General features: G+C 35.1%; 38 protein-coding genes. All 38 read right to left on the reverse strand.

Annotated features, from left to right (window positions below):
• Positions 1-14 precede the first annotated feature (14 nt).
• The gene (gene amrA, locus MWH25_RS00395) at positions 15-1424 is read right to left on the reverse strand and encodes an AmmeMemoRadiSam system protein A (RefSeq protein WP_248624614.1); all 1410 of its coding nucleotides are present in this window, start codon (positions 1422-1424) and stop codon (positions 15-17) included.
• A 227-nt stretch (positions 1425-1651) separates the two neighbouring features.
• On the reverse strand, positions 1652-2047 hold the full coding sequence (rpsI, locus tag MWH25_RS00400) for a 30S ribosomal protein S9 (protein ID WP_248624616.1): 396 nt from the start codon (positions 2045-2047) through the stop codon (positions 1652-1654).
• A gap of 21 nt (positions 2048-2068) precedes the next feature.
• Positions 2069-2497 (reverse strand): 50S ribosomal protein L13, encoded by a 429-nt coding sequence (gene rplM, locus MWH25_RS00405; protein WP_248624618.1) that lies wholly within the window; start codon positions 2495-2497, stop codon positions 2069-2071.
• Positions 2498-2627: 130 nt separating this feature from the next.
• A complete protein-coding gene (truA, locus tag MWH25_RS00410; protein WP_248624620.1) occupies positions 2628-3368 on the reverse strand; it encodes a tRNA pseudouridine(38-40) synthase TruA in 741 nt (246 codons plus the stop codon).
• A gap of 13 nt (positions 3369-3381) precedes the next feature.
• A complete protein-coding gene (locus MWH25_RS00415) occupies positions 3382-4176 on the reverse strand; it encodes an energy-coupling factor transporter transmembrane component T family protein (RefSeq protein WP_248624622.1) in 795 nt (264 codons plus the stop codon).
• Between the two features lie 4 nt (positions 4177-4180).
• Positions 4181-5029 carry an energy-coupling factor transporter ATPase gene (locus MWH25_RS00420; RefSeq protein WP_248624624.1) on the reverse strand — a complete coding sequence of 283 codons (849 nt, stop codon included), beginning with the start codon at positions 5027-5029 and terminating at the stop codon, positions 4181-4183.
• Positions 5005-5841 (reverse strand): energy-coupling factor transporter ATPase, encoded by an 837-nt coding sequence (locus MWH25_RS00425; protein ID WP_248624627.1) that lies wholly within the window; start codon positions 5839-5841, stop codon positions 5005-5007. The genes MWH25_RS00420 and MWH25_RS00425 overlap by 25 nt, the downstream gene beginning before the upstream one ends.
• 115 nt (positions 5842-5956) lie before the next feature.
• Positions 5957-6298, reverse strand: coding sequence for a 50S ribosomal protein L17 (gene rplQ / locus MWH25_RS00430; protein WP_248624629.1), 342 nt, complete (start codon positions 6296-6298; stop codon positions 5957-5959).
• Positions 6299-6326: 28 nt separating this feature from the next.
• Positions 6327-7268, reverse strand: coding sequence for a DNA-directed RNA polymerase subunit alpha (locus tag MWH25_RS00435; RefSeq protein WP_248624631.1), 942 nt, complete (start codon positions 7266-7268; stop codon positions 6327-6329).
• 91 nt (positions 7269-7359) lie between these two features.
• Entirely contained in the window at positions 7360-7989 is a 630-nt protein-coding gene (rpsD, locus tag MWH25_RS00440) for a 30S ribosomal protein S4 (protein WP_248624633.1), read from the reverse strand.
• 39 nt (positions 7990-8028) lie between these two features.
• Complete coding sequence (rpsK, locus tag MWH25_RS00445) at positions 8029-8409, reverse strand: 30S ribosomal protein S11 (protein ID WP_248624635.1); 381 nt, start codon at positions 8407-8409, stop codon at positions 8029-8031.
• A 32-nt stretch (positions 8410-8441) separates the two neighbouring features.
• A complete protein-coding gene (rpsM, locus tag MWH25_RS00450; protein ID WP_248624637.1) occupies positions 8442-8813 on the reverse strand; it encodes a 30S ribosomal protein S13 in 372 nt (123 codons plus the stop codon).
• 33 nt (positions 8814-8846) lie between these two features.
• Positions 8847-8960, reverse strand: a complete 114-nt coding sequence (gene rpmJ, locus MWH25_RS00455; protein ID WP_013277182.1) for a 50S ribosomal protein L36 — start codon at positions 8958-8960, stop codon at positions 8847-8849.
• A 34-nt stretch (positions 8961-8994) separates the two neighbouring features.
• Entirely contained in the window at positions 8995-9216 is a 222-nt protein-coding gene (gene infA, locus MWH25_RS00460; protein ID WP_248624639.1) for a translation initiation factor IF-1, read from the reverse strand.
• A gap of 92 nt (positions 9217-9308) precedes the next feature.
• The gene (map, locus tag MWH25_RS00465) at positions 9309-10055 is read right to left on the reverse strand and encodes a type I methionyl aminopeptidase (RefSeq protein ID WP_248624642.1); all 747 of its coding nucleotides are present in this window, start codon (positions 10053-10055) and stop codon (positions 9309-9311) included.
• Complete coding sequence (locus tag MWH25_RS00470) at positions 10056-10706, reverse strand: adenylate kinase (RefSeq protein ID WP_248624644.1); 651 nt, start codon at positions 10704-10706, stop codon at positions 10056-10058.
• A gap of 19 nt (positions 10707-10725) precedes the next feature.
• A complete protein-coding gene (gene secY, locus MWH25_RS00475) occupies positions 10726-11985 on the reverse strand; it encodes a preprotein translocase subunit SecY (protein WP_248624646.1) in 1260 nt (419 codons plus the stop codon).
• 3 nt (positions 11986-11988) lie between these two features.
• Positions 11989-12432 carry a 50S ribosomal protein L15 gene (rplO, locus tag MWH25_RS00480; protein ID WP_248624692.1) on the reverse strand — a complete coding sequence of 148 codons (444 nt, stop codon included), beginning with the start codon at positions 12430-12432 and terminating at the stop codon, positions 11989-11991.
• A 37-nt stretch (positions 12433-12469) separates the two neighbouring features.
• Complete coding sequence (gene rpsE / locus MWH25_RS00485) at positions 12470-12973, reverse strand: 30S ribosomal protein S5 (RefSeq protein ID WP_248624648.1); 504 nt, start codon at positions 12971-12973, stop codon at positions 12470-12472.
• 28 nt (positions 12974-13001) lie between these two features.
• Positions 13002-13367 carry a 50S ribosomal protein L18 gene (rplR, locus tag MWH25_RS00490; protein WP_248624650.1) on the reverse strand — a complete coding sequence of 122 codons (366 nt, stop codon included), beginning with the start codon at positions 13365-13367 and terminating at the stop codon, positions 13002-13004.
• Between the two features lie 64 nt (positions 13368-13431).
• Positions 13432-13962, reverse strand: a complete 531-nt coding sequence (gene rplF / locus MWH25_RS00495) for a 50S ribosomal protein L6 (protein ID WP_248624652.1) — start codon at positions 13960-13962, stop codon at positions 13432-13434.
• A gap of 30 nt (positions 13963-13992) precedes the next feature.
• Positions 13993-14385, reverse strand: coding sequence for a 30S ribosomal protein S8 (rpsH, locus tag MWH25_RS00500; protein WP_248624654.1), 393 nt, complete (start codon positions 14383-14385; stop codon positions 13993-13995).
• Between the two features lie 35 nt (positions 14386-14420).
• Positions 14421-14606: a type Z 30S ribosomal protein S14 gene (locus tag MWH25_RS00505; RefSeq protein WP_248624657.1), complete on the reverse strand. Its 186-nt coding sequence runs from the start codon at positions 14604-14606 to the stop codon at positions 14421-14423.
• 16 nt (positions 14607-14622) lie between these two features.
• Positions 14623-15162 carry a 50S ribosomal protein L5 gene (rplE, locus tag MWH25_RS00510; RefSeq protein WP_248624659.1) on the reverse strand — a complete coding sequence of 180 codons (540 nt, stop codon included), beginning with the start codon at positions 15160-15162 and terminating at the stop codon, positions 14623-14625.
• A gap of 22 nt (positions 15163-15184) precedes the next feature.
• On the reverse strand, positions 15185-15511 hold the full coding sequence (gene rplX / locus MWH25_RS00515) for a 50S ribosomal protein L24 (protein WP_248624661.1): 327 nt from the start codon (positions 15509-15511) through the stop codon (positions 15185-15187).
• Between the two features lie 31 nt (positions 15512-15542).
• On the reverse strand, positions 15543-15911 hold the full coding sequence (gene rplN / locus MWH25_RS00520) for a 50S ribosomal protein L14 (RefSeq protein ID WP_248624663.1): 369 nt from the start codon (positions 15909-15911) through the stop codon (positions 15543-15545).
• 25 nt (positions 15912-15936) lie between these two features.
• Positions 15937-16197: a 30S ribosomal protein S17 gene (gene rpsQ, locus MWH25_RS00525; RefSeq protein ID WP_248624666.1), complete on the reverse strand. Its 261-nt coding sequence runs from the start codon at positions 16195-16197 to the stop codon at positions 15937-15939.
• A 17-nt stretch (positions 16198-16214) separates the two neighbouring features.
• A complete protein-coding gene (gene rpmC / locus MWH25_RS00530) occupies positions 16215-16418 on the reverse strand; it encodes a 50S ribosomal protein L29 (protein WP_248624668.1) in 204 nt (67 codons plus the stop codon).
• On the reverse strand, positions 16408-16842 hold the full coding sequence (gene rplP / locus MWH25_RS00535) for a 50S ribosomal protein L16 (protein ID WP_248624670.1): 435 nt from the start codon (positions 16840-16842) through the stop codon (positions 16408-16410). The genes rpmC and rplP overlap by 11 nt, the downstream gene beginning before the upstream one ends.
• A 19-nt stretch (positions 16843-16861) precedes the next feature.
• Entirely contained in the window at positions 16862-17509 is a 648-nt protein-coding gene (rpsC, locus tag MWH25_RS00540; RefSeq protein WP_248624672.1) for a 30S ribosomal protein S3, read from the reverse strand.
• A gap of 4 nt (positions 17510-17513) precedes the next feature.
• Entirely contained in the window at positions 17514-17855 is a 342-nt protein-coding gene (gene rplV / locus MWH25_RS00545) for a 50S ribosomal protein L22 (protein ID WP_248624674.1), read from the reverse strand.
• A 33-nt stretch (positions 17856-17888) separates the two neighbouring features.
• A complete protein-coding gene (gene rpsS, locus MWH25_RS00550; protein ID WP_248624676.1) occupies positions 17889-18173 on the reverse strand; it encodes a 30S ribosomal protein S19 in 285 nt (94 codons plus the stop codon).
• Between the two features lie 22 nt (positions 18174-18195).
• Positions 18196-19038 carry a 50S ribosomal protein L2 gene (rplB, locus tag MWH25_RS00555; RefSeq protein WP_248624679.1) on the reverse strand — a complete coding sequence of 281 codons (843 nt, stop codon included), beginning with the start codon at positions 19036-19038 and terminating at the stop codon, positions 18196-18198.
• Positions 19039-19063: 25 nt separating this feature from the next.
• Positions 19064-19354 (reverse strand): 50S ribosomal protein L23, encoded by a 291-nt coding sequence (gene rplW, locus MWH25_RS00560; RefSeq protein WP_248624681.1) that lies wholly within the window; start codon positions 19352-19354, stop codon positions 19064-19066.
• Complete coding sequence (gene rplD / locus MWH25_RS00565; RefSeq protein WP_248624684.1) at positions 19354-19980, reverse strand: 50S ribosomal protein L4; 627 nt, start codon at positions 19978-19980, stop codon at positions 19354-19356. Before rplD ends, rplW begins: the two co-directional genes overlap by 1 nt.
• Positions 19981-20003: 23 nt before the next feature.
• Positions 20004-20630 carry a 50S ribosomal protein L3 gene (rplC, locus tag MWH25_RS00570; RefSeq protein WP_248624686.1) on the reverse strand — a complete coding sequence of 209 codons (627 nt, stop codon included), beginning with the start codon at positions 20628-20630 and terminating at the stop codon, positions 20004-20006.
• A 26-nt stretch (positions 20631-20656) separates the two neighbouring features.
• Positions 20657-20974, reverse strand: a complete 318-nt coding sequence (gene rpsJ, locus MWH25_RS00575) for a 30S ribosomal protein S10 (protein WP_248624694.1) — start codon at positions 20972-20974, stop codon at positions 20657-20659.
• Positions 20975-21057: 83 nt separating this feature from the next.
• On the reverse strand, positions 21058-21144 hold an 87-nt coding region (locus MWH25_RS00580; RefSeq protein ID WP_248624696.1), incomplete at its 5' end, for an EF-Tu C-terminal domain-related protein.

The following is a 21144-nucleotide window of genomic DNA, read 5'->3' on the forward strand; positions in this document are numbered from 1 at the left end:
CTATTAATTGCCCTTTAAGTGTTTCTTGTTACTGTAAAACGCATCAATTCAATATCAGTTTCATTAAGAGAAATTCCAGCCTTTCGCTTAGCAATCTCAACCTGTTTAGTAGCAGTATCAACCCCTTCTAAATCAGGCAATAATAGACCAGTTTGATTGCCTTGCTTCACAATCACCCCATACTTTTTAGGGTCAAGCTGTTGGATACTCTCTACCTTTTCTGGTTCTCCTAATATATCTACTGAATAAGTCAATTCCTCTAATTCATTTAAATTGACAACTTCAAAACGCGGATCTTTAAAAGCAGCACTTAAAGCATTTTTAATAACTTCTTCTGCTATATTAGCTTGAGTTGGTTTGGTAGTTCCTATACATCCCCGCAGTTGCCCATCTTTTTTAATTGATACAAAAACACCTGCTTGTTTGGCTAACCTTGGATCTAAATCAACTGGTGGATCAATCACTTCTTTATTTTTAGCATACTCTTGTACCGCTTGCCGGGCCAACCTGACTACTTCACTTTCATTTTCTCTAATTTCGTCTAATTTTGCCTTTTTATTAGCAAAAATCTGCTCTAGCAGACTACCCCCTTCTTCTTTTCCTTGCACGCGATAGCTAGCTACTGCATAGCCAACCCCAAAGGGCCCTTGATAGGACAACACTCCTCCCTCTACATTCAATCCATCAATAGTACCTAACATCATAATTAATGGTCTTAAGCCACATTCCCCTGCTTTTTCAATCAAAGAAGAATCAAGATTAAATACTTCCTCAACTTCCAAATCATCTAAGTACTCAACTACTGCTTCATCGAATTCTCTGCCATGTGGATTAAATCCTGCCGGGGCATCCGCTGTTAATCTATGAGATAGATCACCACTAGCAATTACAGCTACTTTATAACCAGATTTTTGGGCAACAATCTGAATTATCTTCCCAAATTTATATAGCTCTTCATACGATAACATCCCCATCGTAATTGGTACTAAAGGCAATTCAATTCCAGCTTCTTCTAAATAATAGAGCGGAACTAATACTCCATGATCTAACTTTAGATCAACATCAAGCTTCTCAGCAGTAGCCTGATCGATTCTAGCTACTGTAATACCTGTCTTCTTAGTTGCTTTAATGATTTCTGTTGTGAATTCTTCCTCTAAAAAATAATTAAACTTCAAATCCCGATGACCAAATTGTGCAAAGTCACCTATTAAGTCTTGATCACTCAAGATACTGATTGCATCCCTAAAAACTGGTCCATGAGGACTAATAGTGATAATCAAATCTGGATCTGACTCTTTAACCTGCTGAGCAAATTGCTGCATACTTTCTTTTGTTTCTTCAATCTCTTCTAAACTATTAAGACCTATTTCAGGCACTAAAATTGGAGGATGGGGTGCCAATCCAGCCAAAACAGTCCCAGTCATCTTATCACTCCTTCTTTAATAATTATTACTTTAATATTACTTCCTATTCGTTTTTCGGTGAACACAGAGGAGTACCACTACTTTAAAAATTTTAATTCTCACCTTAAATTAGCATCTATTATTTTTCCCTTTTTTTTAATTATTCATTATTCAATACTCTTATTAACTACCAATATATCTAGGCATAAGAAAAAGGAAGAGCAGACCCCTTCCTTATATAACTAAAATTATCTTTTTGAGAATTGTGGTGATTTACGTGCTTTCTTACGTCCATACTTTTTACGTTCTTTCATTCTTGGATCTCTAGTTAAGAAACCATGCTTTTTAAGTGCATCACGATAGTCACCTTCAGTTTCTAACAATGCACGAGCAATTCCATGACGAATAGCTCCAGCCTGACCTGAAGTTCCGCCACCTTCAGCTTTAACAATTATATCAAAATCACCTAAAGTTCCAGTTGCTTCTAATGGTTGCTTTACAATTTGCTCTAATACATCTCTACCAAAGTATTCAGATAAAGGTTTATTGTTAACAATAATTTTACCATCACCAGGGATCAATCTAACACGTGCAGTTGAAGTCTTTCTTCGTCCAGTTCCTAAATATTCAACCTCTGCTGCCATAAAAAATTCCTCCTTCCAGTATTATATTTCTAATTCTTTAGGTTGTTGAGCTTGATGTGGATGTTCAGTTCCAGCATAAACTTTTAATTTCTTTAACATTTTACGTCCTAGTCTATTTTTAGGTAACATTCCTTTTACAGCATGCTCTATTACCAATTCTGGTTTCTTTTTTAATAATTCACCATATGGTGTAGACTTCAATCCACCAGGATATCTAGAATGCTTATGATATAATTTTTGTTCTAGTTTATTACCAGTCAAATGAACTTGCTCAGCATTGATTACAATTACATAATCTCCAGTATCAACATGTGGTGTATAAATTGGCTTATGCTTCCCTCGTAAAACTTTTGCAATTTCTGAAGCAGCTCGACCTAAAGTCTTACCCTTAAGATCTACAATATGCCATTCTCTATCAATTTCTTCTGGTTTTGCCATATATGTGCTCATAAATTTCCCTCCTTACAACTTAATTTATTTATCTATTATTAAGAACTGACCGGGGCGTCAGTGGTAAATCTCAGACATATACACATCTATTTTATTACACCAAACGATTACTGTCAAGAATTTTTAATAGTTAATAATTTACTTTAATTAATGATAGTCCACAAGCAGGAGCAGTAGGACCCGCAAAACTACGATCTTGAGCTAATAATACTTCTTCTACCCAGGTTGATTTCTTTTTACCCTTAGCAACTTCAACTAAAGTACCAACAATAATCCTTACCATATTATATAAAAATCCACTTCCTTTAATAGCTATAGTTATTAAAGGCTCAGTTGAATTAACACTAATCTCTAACTCATAAATTTGACGAACTGAACTTCTAGCACTACAGCCTGCAGCTTGAAAAGAAGAAAAATCATATTCCCCTACTAAGTACTGTGCCCCTTCTCTCATTGCCTTTAAATCCAATTTATGACTAATATGATAGGTATAATTCCGTAAAAATGGAGAAGGAAACTCTCGATTATAAATTTGATAATGATATAATTTTCCTATACTATCATATCTAGCATGAAATTTAGAACCAACCTCATGAGCATTGATTACTACAATATCAGCAGGTAATTTAGTATTTAATGCCAAAGCAAAGCGATCAGTTGGAATTGAAGATTCAATTTGACAATTAAACACTTGGCTTTGAGCATGAACTTTAGCATCAGTCCTACTAGCACCAATAATCTCAACTTCTTTTTTAATCAACTGTTGTAATGCCTTCTCTATCTCTCCTTGAATAGTTACTGCATTATCTTGGCGCTGAAACCCATGATAACTTGTACCATCATAAGCAACAGTACATTTTAAATTTCGCATACCTTCCACTCCATTATAATAAGATTGCTACTAACCCTAAATAAATCAAGCTGGTTGCCATTATCAAATAATCTCTTGTAGCTAACATTAATACATTCATCCTTGTTCTATTTTCTCCCCCACGATAACATCTTGATTCCATAGCTAAAGCTAAATCATCAGCCCTTCGAAAAGCATTAATAAATAAAGGAACAAGTAGTGGAATTAAACTTTTAGCCTTTTTAATTAAATTACCACTTTCAAAATCAGCTCCTCTAGCTTTTTGAGCATTCATTATTTTTTGTGCTTCCTCTAATAAAGTAGGAATAAATCTCAAAGCAATAGTCATCATCATTGCTAATTCATGAGCAGGCACTCCAATTCTTTTAAAAGGGTTTAATAACCTTTCCAATCCATCAGTTAATTCTAAAGGAGAAGTCGTTAAAGTCAGTAATGAAGTAAATGTAATTAAAAAGATTAAACGTAAGGCCATAAATAATCCCAACCTCAACCCTTCTTCTTCAATCCTTAAAAATCTCCACTGCCATAATACATCTCCACCCCTAGTCATAAACAAGTGGATTACTAAGGTAAATAAAATAATAAATGTCAAAGGTTTGATACTCTTTATAATTCGTTTCAAATTAATTTTAGCCATCATAGTTGCTAAGTAAATAAAACCAGCCAAAATAAAATAACCACTAAAAGTATTAATTAAAAATACCGTAGTAATAAAGAACATTACAACTAAAATTTTAGTTCTTGGATCAGATTTATGAACTACTGAATCTCTTTCAATATACTGACCAATCATAATCTCATCTAACATTATTTTACCCTCGCATTAACTTTAATATTTCTTGTTTAGCTTCTTCAATAGTAAAGATATCAGTAGCTATCATATTATCTTTATTTTTTAATTTCATTAATACTTCTGTAATTTGTGGTACTCCCAAGCCAATCTCTTGTAAAAATTCTTGCTGCTGAAATACTTCTGCTGACGTTCCATCTAGGACTAACTTCCCTTCATCTAAAACTAAAATTCTATCGGCTAAACGTGCAACCTCTTCCATTCTATGGGAAATTAAAATAATCGTCAACGAAGTTTTTTGTTGTAAATTAACAATTTCAGCTATTATTTCCTGCCTGGTTTTGGGATCCAATCCAGCTGTTGGTTCATCTAAAATTAAAACTTCTGGCTCCATAGCTAATACACCAGCAATAGCTACTCTCCTTTGTTGTCCACCAGATAACTTAAAAGGAGATCTATCTTTAAAAGTTTCATAATCTAAGTTTACTACCTCTAAAGCATTTTTTACCCGCTGTTCAACTTCTTGTTCAGTTAACCCTAAATTTTTAGGACCAAAAGCTATATCAGCAAAGACTGTTTCTTCAAATAACTGATGTTCAGGATACTGAAAAACAAGACCCACTTTTTGCCTGACCTCTTTTAAGTTCTTGGTTTTTGTAATATCCTGATCATCAATAATAATTTGACCTGTAGTAGGCTTAATCAAGCCATTTAAGGTTTGAACAAGAGTCGATTTACCTGAACCAGTATGTCCTATCAAACCAACAAATTGCCCACGTTCAATCATGAAATTTATATCCTGTAAAGAATAATCAGTAACGCTTGACTCTAAATCATAATTATGACTTAAATTTTTGACTTCAAGTAACATAACTTTTCCACCAACTCATCTACATTAAAAATATCAGGAGAGACATCTAAGCCTGCCTGAGATAACCGAAAAGCCAATTCAGTTAATTGCGGAACATCTAGATGGTATTTTTTAATCTCATCTACTTGGCTAAATATTTCTTGAGGAGTACCTTCTAAAACAATCTTCCCTTGATCCATCACAATAATTCTATCTGCTAATAATGCTTCCGTCATAAAATGAGTAATATGAACGACTGCCATCCCTAACTCTTGATTCAACTCTTGTACGGTTGTCATTACATCTTTTCTACCAACTGGATCTAGCATAGCAGTTGGTTCATCTAGTACTAAACATTTAGGATGCATTGCTAAGATACCGGCAATAGCTATCCTCTGTTTTTGTCCGCCCGATAAATTATGTGGAGCATTACGCCTAAATTTATCCATCCCAACTACTTCTAGTGCTTCTTCAACTCTTTTTTTAATCACTGCTGATTCTAATCCTAGGTTTTCTGGGCCAAAAGCTATATCTTCTTCTACAATATTAGCTACTAGCTGATTATCAGGATTTTGAAAAACCATTCCTATCTGTCGCCTAATCTCCCAAATATTTTCTTCTCTAGAAGTAGCTTTACCATTGACTAAAACTTCTCCCTCATCTGGTACTAACAGTCCATTTAACATTTTAGCTAAAGTAGATTTTCCTGAACCATTATGACCTACAATAACAACAAACTCTCCAGAATCAACTTTTAAATCGACTCCTTTTAGTATCCAATCCTGATCTTGATTATAACGATAACATAGATCCGCAATCTCAATTAATGGCATCTTCTCACCAACCTAATATAGGAAAAACAGCCATTGATGATACCGGACGAATAAAAAAGAAGAACTTAACGTCCAGTATTATTCAATTTAGATGGCTGCTTAATAATAATTAAACTTATTCTACTAATTCTAAAATAACCATTGATGCTGCATCGCCTCTTCTTGATCCTAATTTCATAATTCGAGTATATCCCCCTTGACGATCAGCAAATCGTGGTGCAATTTCATCAAATAAAGCTTCTACTGCCTCTCTATCCTGAAGTTGGCCCATTACTTGTCTACGAGCATGTTGAGTACCCTTTTTAGCTTTAGTAACTAACTTTTCAGCAAATTTTCTTGCTTCCTTAGCTTTGGGCTCAGTAGTTTCAATCCGTTCATTTTTAAATAAAGCAGTCGCTAGTGAAACTAGTAGAGCTTTACGCGATGAACTTTTACGACTTAATTTTCTTTGAGCCATAACTCATTCCTCCTTCTTCAATTCAATTTTATAACTCAGGCTGCTTTAAAGATAAATCTAATTCAGCTAATTTAGCCTTTATCTCCTGCAATGATTTTTTACCTAAATTTCTAACCTTCATCAAATCATCTTCTGTTATATCAGTTAATTCCTCAACAGTATTAATTCCAGCTCGTTTTAAACAATTAGAAGAACGAACTGATAATTCTAATTCTTCAATTGTAGTTTCTAAGATTTTATCTTTCTCTTCTTCTTCCTTTTCTACCATAATATCTGTATCATTAATTTCCTCACTTAAATTAATGAATAGATCTAGATGTTCCTCAATAACTTTAGCAGCTAAACTAATAGATTCTTCTGGATCGATACTTCCGTCAGTTTTAACTTCCAACATTAATCTATCAAAGTCACTTCTGTTACCTACACGAGCATCCTCTACTTTAAAATTAACTCTTTCAACAGGTGAAAAAGAAGAATCAATAGGTATTACTCCTATTACATGTTCATCATCCTTATTTTCTTCTGCAGTAACATACCCTCGACCCTGCTCCACAGTAGCTTCTAACCTGAAATCCGCCTCATCTGATAGAGTAGCAATATGAAGTTCTGGATTTAAAACTTCTAAATTACCACTTACTTGAAAATCCCCAGCAATAACTTCTCCTTCACCACTTGCTTCTACTCGCAGAGTCTGAGGTTCCTCTTCATCCATATCGATAATTACTTCTTTTAAATTTAAAATAATATCTGTTACATCTTCTACAACTCCTGGAACAGTAGAAAATTCATGACGAACACCTTCTATCTTAATAGAAGTTATTGCAACACCTGGTAAAGATGATAACATAATTCTCCTTAAAGAATTACCTAAGGTAATACCATACCCTCTCTCTAAAGGAGAAACAACAAATTTACCATACTCATCTGTAGATTCAATACGTTCAATTGATGGTTTCTGAATTTCAATCATTAATTTTTAACCCTCCCTTATAATAAACTAAATTTACTACAATTAGCTGAGGGTGATAACTTTTGGGCAGCAAACATAAAAATTCAAACTATTATCTAGAATAAAACTCTACAATCAACTGTTCTTGAATTGGAATATCAATCTCTTCTCGAACAGGCTCAGTTAAAACTTTTCCTTCTTTTTTCTCAAAGTTAACTTGTAACCAAGAAGGAGTTTCCAAGTTAGCATTCATTTCGATATTTTCTTTAATTCGTTTCATATCTTTGCTAGCTTCTTTAACTCCAATTTGATCTCCTTCTTCTACTTGATAAGAAGGAATATCAACCCGACTACCATTAACTTCAATATGTCCATGCCTTACAAGTTGTCTTGCTTCATTTCTTGAAGCAGCAAACCCTAATCTATATACAGCATTATCTAATCTACGCTCTAATATTTTCAAGAAATTTTCACCAGTAATTCCTGGTTTTCTCTCTGCAGTTTCAAAATATCTATTAAATTGATTTTCTAATACTCCATAAACCCTTCTTACTTTCTGCTTCTCTCGCAATTGCAAACCAAATTCAGACGGTTTTCTACGACGCTTCTTACCATGTTCACCAGGTGCATAAGAACGACGTTCAATTGCACATTTGTCAGAATAGCACCTTTCACCTTTCAAGAATAACTTTTCCCCTTGTTGTCGACACTGTCGACAAACTGGACCAGTATATCTTGCCATATTTATATACACCTCCACAATTATATTTAAAACTATAAATTATACTCTACGACGTTTTGGTGGTCGACAACCATTATGCGGAATAGGAGTTACATCTTTAATCAAAGTTACTTCTATTCCAGTTGCTTGTAAAGCACGAATAGCCGCTTCACGACCAGCACCAGGCCCTTTAACAAATACTTCAACTTCTTTTAAACCATATCCTTGTGCTTCTTTTGCTGCATTATCAGCAGCCATTTGAGCAGCATAAGGAGTACTCTTTCTTGAACCTTCAAATCCTAAGTTACCTGCACTTGACCATGCAATTGTATTTCCTTTTCTATCAGTCAAGGTAACAATTGTATTATTAAAAGTAGATCTAATATGTGCTTGACCTTTTTCTACTCTTAATTTCTTCTTCTTATTCTTTCGACGTGCCATATTATCCCCCCTTGCATAAATTAAATTCTAAATTACTTAGCTTTACTTACTCCTACAGTCTTTTTAGGTCCTTTTCTAGTCCGTGCATTAGTCTGAGTTCTTTGTCCTCTAACTGGAAGACCACGCTTATGCCTTAACCCTCTATAAGAACCGATATCTTTTAAACGCTTAATATTGCCTCTTACTTCACGACGTAATTCTCCCTCTACAAGATACTCTTCATCAATCACTTTACGTAACTTAGCTACTTCACCTTCAGTCAAGTCACGTACTCTTGTATCAGAATCAATACCAGCTGTATCTAAAATCTTTTGGGCCGTTGATCTGCCAATACCATAAATATAGGTCAATCCAATTTCAACCCGTTTATTCCGCGGTAAATCAACACCTTCAATCCGTGCCATAACTATAACACCTCCTAATTAGTTATTAATAATTTATCCTTGTCGTTGTTTGTGCTTAGGATTTTCACAAATAACATAAACCCTTCCTTTACGACGAACAACTTTACATTTATCACAAATAGGTTTTACTGATGGTCGAACTTTCAATTCTAACCCTCCTTCTATCTAGCTTAAATATAATTTAAGATTTATGACGATAAGTAATTCGGCCTCGACTTAAATCATAAGGTGATAACTCAACTGTTACCTTATCCCCTGGTAAAATTCGAATAAAATTCATTCTCATCTTTCCAGAAACATGTGCTAATACCTTATGACCATTCTCTAATTCAACCCTAAACTTTGCATTAGGTAACGGTTCAACCACAGTACCTTCTACTTCAATCGGCTCTTCTTTTGCCATTGACTATCCTTAACCCCCTCTAATGAATTTAACATAAACTCATTTTATCACTTCAATATACTATTATATCACACAATAGATATTTTATGCAATTAAGCCTTAGTTAAAATTCGAAACCCTGACTCAGTAACAGCAACAGTATGTTCAAAATGAGCAGATAATTCACCATCACAAGTTACAACAGTCCAACCATCATCTAAAGTTTCTACTTCATAACCTCCAGCATTAATCATTGGCTCAATTGCTAAAACCATACCTTTTTTCAACCTTGGCCCTCGACCAGGTTTTCCAAAATTAGGAACTTGAGGATCTTCATGCATGTTCCGTCCAATCCCATGACCAACAAATCTGCGTACTACAGAATAACCTGCCTGTTCTGCATGCTGTTGTACTGCATTAGAAATATCTGAGATTCTATTATCCACCTTTACCTGCTCAATTCCCTTAAATAGAGATTCTTCAGTTACAGACAATAATCTTTCTGCTTCTTCAGAAATTTGACCAACTGGCAATGTTCGGGCAGCATCCCCATAATATCCATCAACAATAGCTCCAATATCAAGACCTATAATATCACCCGTCTCAAGACCACGTGAACTTGGAATACCATGAACAACCTGTTCATTAATAGCAATACAAACAGTACTCGGAAAGCCTTGATAGCCTTTAAAAGCAGGTTTAGCTCCTTGAGAACGAATAAACTCTTCTGCTATTTGATCAATTTCTTGAGTAGTAATCCCAGGTGCAATCTTTTCAGCCAATAGAGCATGAGTTTGAGCTACAATCTGACCAGCTTTCCTCATGATTTCTATCTCACGGGCAGATTTTCTAATAATCATCTACTCCATTGCCTCTAACTCTTGTTTAATCCTTACAAAGACTTGCTCAGGAGTTGTTTCTCCATCAATTACACGTAGCAGATCGCGTTCTTGATAATATTCAATTAAAGGAGAAGTCTGATCTGAATAAACAACCAGACGTTCTTTAATCGTCTCTGGATTGTCATCATCACGTTGATATACTTCCCCATCACATTCATCACAAACTCCCGCCTCTTCTGGTGGGCTAAATTCAACATGAAAACTTGCTCCACATTCAGAACAAACTCGTCTTCCAGATAAACGCTTAATAACTTCTTCATCACTAACGTCAATGTTAACTGCAGCATCTAAAGCAAGTTCTAAACTCTCTAAAATATCGGTCAATGCATTAGCTTGATTTACAGTTCGAGGAAACCCATCTAGAATAAATCCTTGTTGACAGTCATCTCTAGATAGTCTTTCTTCAACCATTCCAATAGTTACTTCATCAGGCACTAATTTTCCTTGCTCAATATATTCTTTGGCTTTTTTTCCTAAAGGAGTTTCATTTTTAATTGCCTCTCGAAAGATGTCTCCAGTAGCAATATGAGGAATAGAATACATCTTTGCCAATCTTTTCGCTTGTGTTCCTTTACCTGCTCCTGGCGGGCCAACTAATAACAAATACATACTTTATCACTCCTTAAAGTTATTTCATAAAACCTTCATAATGCCTTGCTAGCAACTGAGTTTCAACTTGTTTCATTGTTTGTAGAGTAACACCAATTACAATCAACAAGGCAGTTCCACCAAATCTTGCTTCAATACCTGTTAATACAATAATGAAATCTGGTATGACAGCAACTATTGCCAAGAAAATTGCACCGACTAAAGTAATTCGAGTTAAAACTTTATCTAAATACTGGGCAGTTGGTCGTCCCGGACGACGTCCAGGAATAAATCCACCGCGCTTTTTCATATTATCTGCTACTTCAATTGGATTAAAACTGATTGCCGTATAAAAGTAAGTAAAGAAGATAATTAATACAGCATATATAATAGTGTATAACCAAGAACCTGGACTTAGAAGCCTTGCTATTGCTCCTGCCCAATCTTGTTGAATAAATTGAGCGATAGTAGCTGGAAATAGTAATACTGAGGAAGCAAAAATTACTGGCATTACCCCAGCTTGATTAATCTTCATTGGGATATGAGTTGATTGTCCTCCATATACTTTACGTCCTACTACACGCTTAGAATATTGAACTGGAATCTTTCTTTGACCTTCATGAATATAAACAATCGCTCCAATTACGATTACTGCAATCACTAAAAATAGTGCTAGATTGAAAATATTAATCGTTCCTGCTCTTAACTCCCTAAATGTAGTAGCAACTCCTCCAGGAAATCTAGATAATATTGAAACAGTAATCAAAATTGAAATCCCATTCCCAATTCCATACTCTGTTATCTGTTCTCCAAGCCACATCAAAAATACAGTTCCGGCTGTTAAAGTAATAACTATTGTAAATAAATTGAAAAAATTAGGATTAGCTATAGCATCTGCATTTCTAATCATGAATGTAATACCAATACTCTGGATTATTCCTAATACAACGGTAGCATATCGCGTATATTGCATAATTATCTTTTGACCTTCTTGACCTTGCTTAGAAAGCTCTTCTAACTTAGGAATAACAACAGTTAATAATTGCATAATGATAGACGCAGTAATATAAGGGCTGATACTTAAAGCAAAAATAGTGAAATTAGATAGAGCCCCTCCAGCAAACATATCAAGAAATCCTAATACCCCTTCACCACGAAATAAATTTTGTAATACCTGGGGATCAATGCCTGGAACTGGAATTTGGGCTCCAATTCGATAAACAGCAACCATTGCTAACATAAATAGAATTTTGCCTCTCAATTCTTTAACTTCAAATGCACTACCTAGAGCTGATAACATTTATTATATCACCTCTGCCTTTCCTTCAGCAGCCTCTATCTTCTCAACTGCGGATTTACTGAACTTATTAGCTTTAACAGTCAGGCTTTTCTCCAACTTACCGCCACCCAAGATTTTAACTCCATCTTTTACCTTGTCAATTAGTCCTACTTCCTGTAATTTCTCAATTGTAACTTCAGAACCATCATCAAATTTATTAAGTTCCTCAACATTTACAATTGCAAATTCCTTCTTGAATTTAGCATTAGAGAAACCATGTTTGGGAAGTCTCTTAAATAAAGGAGTCTGACCTCCTTCAAAAGCAACTCTTACTCCACCACCTGAACGAGCATTTTGTCCTTTATGACCTCGACCAGAAGTCTTTCCTTTACCTGAACCAATACCTCTTCCTACTCTCTTTTTCTTACTTTTAGATCCTTCAGCTGGCTTTAATTCATGTAATTTCATCATCTTCACCCCCTTATCATTAACTCCTATCTTTTAATTAACCTAATAATTCTTCTACAGTTTTTCCTCTTAACTGAGCAACTTTTTCGGCATCTTTTAAACTATTTAACCCTTGAATCGTTGCTTTAACCATATTGATTGGGTTATCTGTTCCTAATGATTTAGTTAAAATATCCTTAATTCCTGCTAATTCAATTACAGCACGAACAGCTCCTCCTGCAATTACTCCAGTACCTTCTGCTGCTGGTTTTAGTAAAACTCTTCCAGCACCAAAAACTCCAGTGATCTCATGAGGAATTGTAGTATCTTTTAAAGTTACCTTAACTAAATTCTTCTTAGCAGTATCAATTCCTTTATGAATAGAGTCAGGAACCTCATTTGCTTTTCCAATAGCAGCGCCAACATGTCCATTACCATCACCAACAACTACTAAAGCACTAAAACTAAATCGGCGCCCACCTTTAACTACTTTAGATACGCGGCTAATATTAACAACACGTTCACTTAAATCTAATTTTTCAGGATCAATATTTTTATTCATCATTTTCCCTCCTTTTCATCATAGACTACTAGAATTTTAGTCCGTTTTCTCTTGCTGCTTCTGCTAAAGCTTTAACTCGACCATGATAATCATTTCCGCCACGATCAAAAATAACCTTATTAATTCCTTTATCTAAAGCTCGCTCAGCAATATATTCTCCAACAATTTTAGCTGCTTCTTTATTACCACCATTTTCAATTTCAACTTTAATTTCAGTATCAACAGTGGAGGCAGAAGCTAATGTTTCACCAGCAAAATCATCAATCACCTGAGCATAGATATTATTCAAACTTCTATATACACTCAACCGAGGTCGATCTGGTCTACCTTTTACTTTATTACGCACTCGCTGATGTCGTCTTCTTTTAGCTTCACGCTTGCTTAACTTCCCCATTATTTCCCCTCCTTTATTCAACTAATTACTAGCACTGGCGTTAATCTCAAATCAATAACAACTATTAACCAGTTTTACCTTCTTTTCTTCTAATATGCTCATCAACATACTTAATTCCTTTTCCATTATAAGGTTCAGGTTTTCTAACTGCTCGAATATTGGAAGCTACTTGTCCAACTAACTGTTTATCGCTTCCTTTAACAATGATTTTATTACCATCAACCTCAAATGCTATCCCTTCTTTAGGTTCAATAGTTACTGGATGAGAATACCCAACTTGCAACTCTAAATTAGTACCCTTTTTGACTGCTCGATAACCTACACCGTTTAACTCTAATTCTTTTTTGAACCCTTTTGTTACACCTTCAATCATATTTATAATCATGCTTCTTGTCAATCCATGTAATGATTTATCAGATTTAGAATCAGTTGATCTTACTACAGTAACTTGCTTTTCTTCAATCTTAATTTCCATTCTAGGGCTAATTTTCTCTGTTAATTCAGCTTTAGCTCCTTTAACAGTTAAAGCACTATTTTCTAAAGATAATTCTACACCTTCAGGAATCTCTACTGGTACATGACCTATCCGAGACATATTCTTGACACCTCCTTTTGTTCTTAAAAATTACCAAACATAACAGATTACTTCTCCGCCAATCCCCTCTTTACGAGCAGATTTATCAGTCATTACACCATGAGAAGTAGAAATAACAGCAATACCTAATCCACCTAATACTTTTGGAACCTCTTCTTTATTAGCATAAACTCTCAATCCTGGTCTACTAATTCGTTTCAAACCAGTAATAACTTGCTCTCCATTAGCTCCATACTTTAAGAATAAACGTAATTTACCTTGTGGACCAGCATTAATTCTTTTATATCCTTTGATAAATCCCTCTTCAGATAAAACCCGTGCAATTTCCTCTTTAAGATTAGAAGCAGGAATATCTAATTGATCATTTGTAATAGTAACAGCATTTCTAATTCTCGTTAACATATCAGCAATAGGATCAGTCATAAAATTACTTACCTCCTTTCAAATTTACAATTAATTTACCAACTAGCTTTTTTAACACCAGGTAATTTACCCCCATGGGCCAATTCTCTAAAACAGATTCGGCACAACTCAAACTTTCTGAGTACTCCATGTGGTCTTCCACAGCGACGACAGCGTTGCTCTTCACGAGTTGAATACTTAGATTCTCGATTGGCTTTCTCAATTTTTGACTTTTTAGCCACTTTTTCCCCTCCTTAACTATTTTTTAAGTGGTAACTTCATTAGGGTTAATAACTCTTTAGCTTCCTCATCTGTCTCAGCAGTAGTTACAATTACAACATCCATCCCTAAAATCTTATCAATTTCATCAACGTTGATTTCTGGAAAAACAGTATTGTTGCTCAATCCTAAAGAGTAATTTCCCCGTCCATCAAATGATTTTGCAGAAAGACCTCTAAAATCACGCACACGTGGTAAGGCAACGTTAAGTAATTTATATAAAAACTCATGCATTTCTTCACCACGTAAAGTAACTTTGCATCCGACTGGCATACCTGCTCTAATTTTAAAATTAGCAACAGACTTTTTTGCTCGAGTAATTACTGGCTTTTGCCCTGTAATAGTTTCTAAAGAATCAATAGCTTGATCTAATAAATTAGCATCTTCACTTGCTTCTCCAAGTCCCATATTAATAATAACTTTTTCTAATTTAGGAACTTCCATTACATTATCATAATCGAATTTTTCCATTAACGCTGGTATAATATCTTCTCTATATTCTCTCTGTAATACAGACATAGTTTACCTCCTTTCTAACACTTTAATCAATAACTTCATCACATTTTTTACAATATCGTGCTTTTTCTCCATTATCAAAAACTTTCTTTCCAGTTCGTGCAGCTTCACCGCAATACTGGCAGACCAACTGGACATTAGAGCTATGAATTGGCCCTTCTTTTTCTACAATTCCTCCTTGCGGATTATCTTGAGTCGGTTGAGCGTGCTTTTTTATTATATTAATCCCTTTAACAAGAACACGACTTTCTTCGGGAATCACTTTCAAAACTTCTCCTTCTTTTCCTCTATCTTTTCCACTAATAATTTTTACTTTATCGCCTTTTTTTACATGTAATTTAGTTCGAACCATCTAAATTCCCTCCTTTCCTACAATCGATCTATTAAAGAACTTCAGGTGCTAAAGAGATAATTCTTGTAAATTTTCTTTCCCGTAACTCACGTGCAATTGGCCCAAAAATACGAGTTCCTGTTGGCTCATTATCATTCTCAATTATTACTGCAGCATTTTCATCAAAGCTAATATAAGAACCATCATCTCTTCTTACTTCACGTTTAGTTCTTACAATTACTGCTTTAACAACTTCTCCTTTTTTAACCATACCATCAGGAATGGCTTCTTTTACTGTAGCAACAATTATATCTCCTACAGAAGCATAACGTTTTTTAGAACCACCTAAAACCTTAACACATAATAACTCTCTAGCTCCTGAATTATCTGCTACCTTTAATCTAGATTCTGACTGAATCATTCCAACCCCTCCTTTCAATTAAAAACTACTTAGCTTTACGAATAATTTCTTTTAGTTTCCAACTTTTATGTTTACTAATTGGATGAGTTTCTTCGATTTTTACTATATCTCCTTCATTACATGCATTGCTTTCATCATGAACTTTAAATTTAGAAGTTCTTTTTATTACACGTTTATATAAAGAATGTTGTGTCTTTCGTTCAACAGCAACTACAATAGTCTTATCCATTTTATCACTAACTACTTCTCCAATGTTTGTCTTTTTGTTACTCTTTTCTTCCGCCATAATCTCCCTCCTCTCAATTACGCTTGATTAATCTTAAGCTCACGTTCAGTTAGAATCGTTTTTATTCGAGCAATTGTTTTCTTTACTTTGCGGATTCTAATTGGATTATCAAGTTGTGCAGTAGCATTTTGAAATCTCAAATTAAATAACTCTTCTTTAGACTCATCTAGTTTTTTCTCCAATTCCTTATCCGTCAGCTCTCGTAATTCCTTAGCTTTCATTCGCCTCACCGTCCATTTCTTCCCGTTTTACAAATTTAGTATCGATAGGCAGTTTGTGTGACGCTAGTCTCATAGCTTCACGAGCAACCTCTTCTTCTATACCAGAAATTTCAAACATTACCCGACCTGGTTTTACAACAGCAACCCATTTTTCTGGTTCTCCTTTACCACTACCCATTCTAGTTTCAGCAGGCTTGGCAGTTACAGGCTTATTGGGGAAAATGTTAACCCAAACCTTACCTCCACGTTTAATATAACGAGTAATAGCAATTCTAGCTGCCTCAATTTGACGATTAGTAATCCAAACTGGCTCTAGAGCTTGTAAACCATATTCTCCAAAATTAACTTTATTACCTCTTCTTGCTTTCCCTTTTAAACGACCACGATGTTGTTTTCTATGCTTAACACGCTTTGGTATTAACATCAAAATGCCTCCTTTCTAATTATTCTTCATCAATTTCAGGCAAAATTTCACCTTTATAGATCCAAACTTTAACTCCAATCTGTCCATAAGTTGTATCTGCTTCTGTAAAACCGTAATCAATGTCAGCACGTAAAGTATGCAATGGAACACTACCTTCACTATACCCTTCAGTTCGAGCCATATCAGCTCCACCCAATCTTCCAGCACACTCAACTTTAAATCCTTCAACACCTCGTTGTCTCATTCCACGATTAATTGATTGTTTCATTGCTCTTCTAAAAGAAACTCTATTTTCTAGCTGTTGAGCAATATTTTCTGCAACTAATTGGGCATTTTGATCAGGTTTTTTCACTTCTACAACATTAACTTGTACTTTTTTTCCAGTGATATCTTCTAGTTCAGCTCTTAGCTGATCTACTTCAGAACCACCTTTTCCAATTACCATACCCGGTCTAGCAGTATGAACATCTATCTTAATTCTATTAGCAGCTCTTTCTATTACAATTCTTGCAATCCCAGCTTCATACATCTTTGTCTTAATGTGTTCTCTAATTTCTAAATCTTCATGTAATAAATCAGCATACTCATCTTTATCTGCATACCATTTTGCATCCCAGTCTTTAACAACTCCGACTCTTAGACCATGTGGATTTATTTTTTGTCCCATCTAATTATCCCTCCTTTTTTTCTGCCACTTTAAGTGTAACATGGCTTGTTCTCTTATTAATAGGACTCGCTTGTCCCATAGCTCTTGGCTTATATCTCTTCATTGTTGGTCCTTCATCTACATATGCTTCAGATATATATAATTCATCAGCAATCATACCATGATTATTTTCAGCATTAGCAACAGCAGAATTAAGAACTTTTTCTACTATCTTAGATGCTTTCTGTGGTGTATTTCTTAAAATCCCAATTGCTTCACCAATTTTTTTACCCCTTACCAAGTCGACTACTAATCTAGCTTTTCGTGGGGAAATCCGAACACGTTTAGCAGTTGCTCTTGCTTCCATAGTTTAACCCCCTTTATCTTAAAATCTAATTAACTACTTAAGCGATGTAGATCTCTCAGTATGTTGGCTATGAGATCTAAAAGTCCTTGTTGGAGCAAATTCTCCTAACTTATGTCCAACCATCTCTTCAGTAATATATACCGGAACATGCTTCCGTCCATCATAAACAGCAATTGTGTGTCCTAACATCTGTGGAAAGACAGTCGAACTTCTTGACCAAGTCTTAATAACCTTTTTTTCTCCAGCTTCATTCATCTTCTCAATCTTAGCTAATAACTTCTTATCTACGAATGGACCCTTTTTTAATGAACGACCCAATTTATTATGTCCCCCTTTCTAATTACTTTCTCCTTTTCTTCTTAGCATGACGACTTTTAATGATCATCTTATCGGATGATTTAGGTTTACGAGTCTTCTTACCAATAGTAGGCTGTCCCCAAGGCGTTACCGGCTGTCGACCAGCAGGTTTTTTACCTTCTCCACCACCGTGTGGATGGTCATGTGGGTTCATCGCTGTACCTCGAACACTAGGTCTTCTCCCTAACCAACGACTTCTACCAGCCTTACCGATAGTAATGTTTTCATGTTCAATGTTTCCTACTTGACCAATTGTTGCCTTACAGTTAAGATTGATCAATCTTACTTCTCCTGATGGTAGTTGAATATGAGCATACTTACCTTCTTTAGCCATAATTTGAGCTTGAGCACCAGCAGAACGAGCCATCTGAGCTCCTTTTCCAGGTTTCATTTCAATATTATGGACTACAGTACCAACTGGAATGTTTTCCAAGGGCAAAGCATTCCCTACTACAATATCAGCTTCTGAACCAGAAAGGACTTGATCTCCTACTTTTAAACCTTTCGGAGCAATAATATATTTCTTCTCTCCATCAGCATAATGTAACAAAGCAATTCGGGCAGAACGATTAGGATCATATTCAATTGTAGCTACCTCTGCTGGAATCCCATCTTTATCTCTTTTGAAATCAATTATTCTATACATTCTTTTGTGTCCGCCACCACGATGACGAACTGTAATTCGACCATTAGCATTTCGCCCACCAGTCTTCTTTAGCGGCTTAAGTAAAGACTTCTCTGGTTTATCAGTAGTAACTTCTTCAAAACTATCAACCGTCATATATCTACGAGCCGGCGTAGTCGGCTTAAACTTCTTAATTGCCATTCTATTTCCCTCCTCTTCTTAAAAATTAGATACCTTCAAAAATATCAATTCTATTATCTTCAGCTAATTTAACTCTAGCTTTTTTCCATTCAGCTGTTCTTCCTTCATGATAACCCATTCTTCTCTTCTTGCTAGGCATTCGATTAGTAGTTACTTTTTCAACTTTAACATCAAAAATTTCTTCAATTGCTTTCTTTACTTCAGTCTTATTGGCTTTAAGTTGAACTTTAAAAGTATACCAATTCTTTTCTTCCATATCCATCATACTTCTTTCAGAAATATGAGGCGCAATAATAACATCTCTAAGATTTTTCATTAGATCAGCACCTCCTCAACTTGGGCAGTTGCTTTTTCAGTCATTATCAACTTGTCACTATTTAAAACATCATAAACAGTTACCCTATCTGCTGTAACAACTCTTACCCCTGGAATATTCCGAGCAGATTTATATACATTATCATCTCTACCTTCTATTACAATCAATACTTTCTTATCTTTAGCTTCTAAATTATCTAAGACAGATACCATCTGCTTAGTTTTAGGAACTGGAAAATCAAATTCATCAACAACAATTAAATCATCTTCTGCTACTTTTGCAGTCAAAGCTGATTTAACTGCTAATTTCTTTACTTTCTTAGGAATCTTTTTCTTATAGCTACGTGGTTGCGGGCCAAAAGTAGTTCCACCACCAACCCAGATTGGAGAACGAATACTTCCATGACGAGCACGTCCAGTTCCTTTCTGTCTCCATGGCTTACGACCACCACCACTTACTTCTCCTCGTGTCTTCGTTTTAGCCGTTCCAGCTCTCTTAGCAGCTAATTGAGCAGTAACTGCTTGATGAACTACAGACTCATTGATCTCTATATCAAAAATTTGTTCATTTAATTCAACATTACCTGTTTCTTGCCCTTCTACATTATGCACCATTAGCTCTGGCATCTTTTTTCCTCCTTCCTACAAACTTATTTGACAGTTTCTTTAATAGTTAATAACCCTTTTTTTGGCCCAGGTACAGCACCTTTAATTAATAATAAGTTCTTTTCAGAATCAACTTTTACAATATCTAAATTTTGAATAGTAACCTTTTCGCGTCCCATTCTACCTGGCATCTTCTTACCTTTAAATACTCGTGCTGGATCAGAACCAGCACCAATAGCACCTGGCAATCTATAATTTCGTGAACCGTGAGTCTTTGGCCCAGTTCTAAAATTCCATCGCTTTACTGTTCCAGCAAATCCTTTTCCTTTAGAAGTACCTGTTACATCTACTTTATCTCCTGCAGAAAATACATCTACTGTAACTTCATCTCCTGGTTCCAAATCTTTAGCTCCAGTGCTCCTGAACTCTTTTACATACCTTTTAGGATTAATTCCATACTTTTCAAAATGTCCTTTGAGTGGTTTATTCACTCTTATTTCCTTAGCATCTTCAAATCCAAGTTGTACTGAGTTATATCCATCAACCTCTTCACTCTTCTTTTGTACTATAGCACAAGGGCCAGCTTCTACAACAGTAACTGGTACCATTTCTCCTTCTTCAGTAAACACTTGAGTCATACCAACTTTTTTACCTAAAATACCTTTCATCATTTTGCACCTCCTTACCCAACATCTAATTATAATTTAATTTCAATATCAACACCAGCTGGCAAATCTAACCTCATTAAAGAGTCTACAGTCTTAGGTGTTGGTTCTTTAATATCAATTAAGCGTTTATGTGTTCTCATCTCAAATTGCTCTCTAGATTTACTATTTACATGAGGTGAACGCAAAATAGTAAACACCTCTTTTTTAGTAGGCAATGGGACTGGCCCAGAAACTTCAGCACCAGTATTCTTAGCAGTTTCAACAATCTTACTTGCTGAATTATCTAGTAATTGATGTTCATATGCTTTTAATCTAATTCTAATCTTTTCTCTAGCTTGTGCAGCCATATTAATTCCACCTCCAAATAACATTTAGTAAGCAGAAAAAAGATGAGGAGGAAATGTCACTCCTCATTCCCTTTCCTATTTATTTATTCTATAATTTCAGTAACAACTCCAGCACCAACAGTCTTTCCACCTTCTCTAATTGCAAATCGAACTCCTTCATCCATCGCAAT

Source organism: Natroniella acetigena, assembly GCF_023227745.1.
Lineage (GTDB): Bacteria > Bacillota > Halanaerobiia > Halobacteroidales > Halobacteroidaceae > Natroniella > Natroniella acetigena.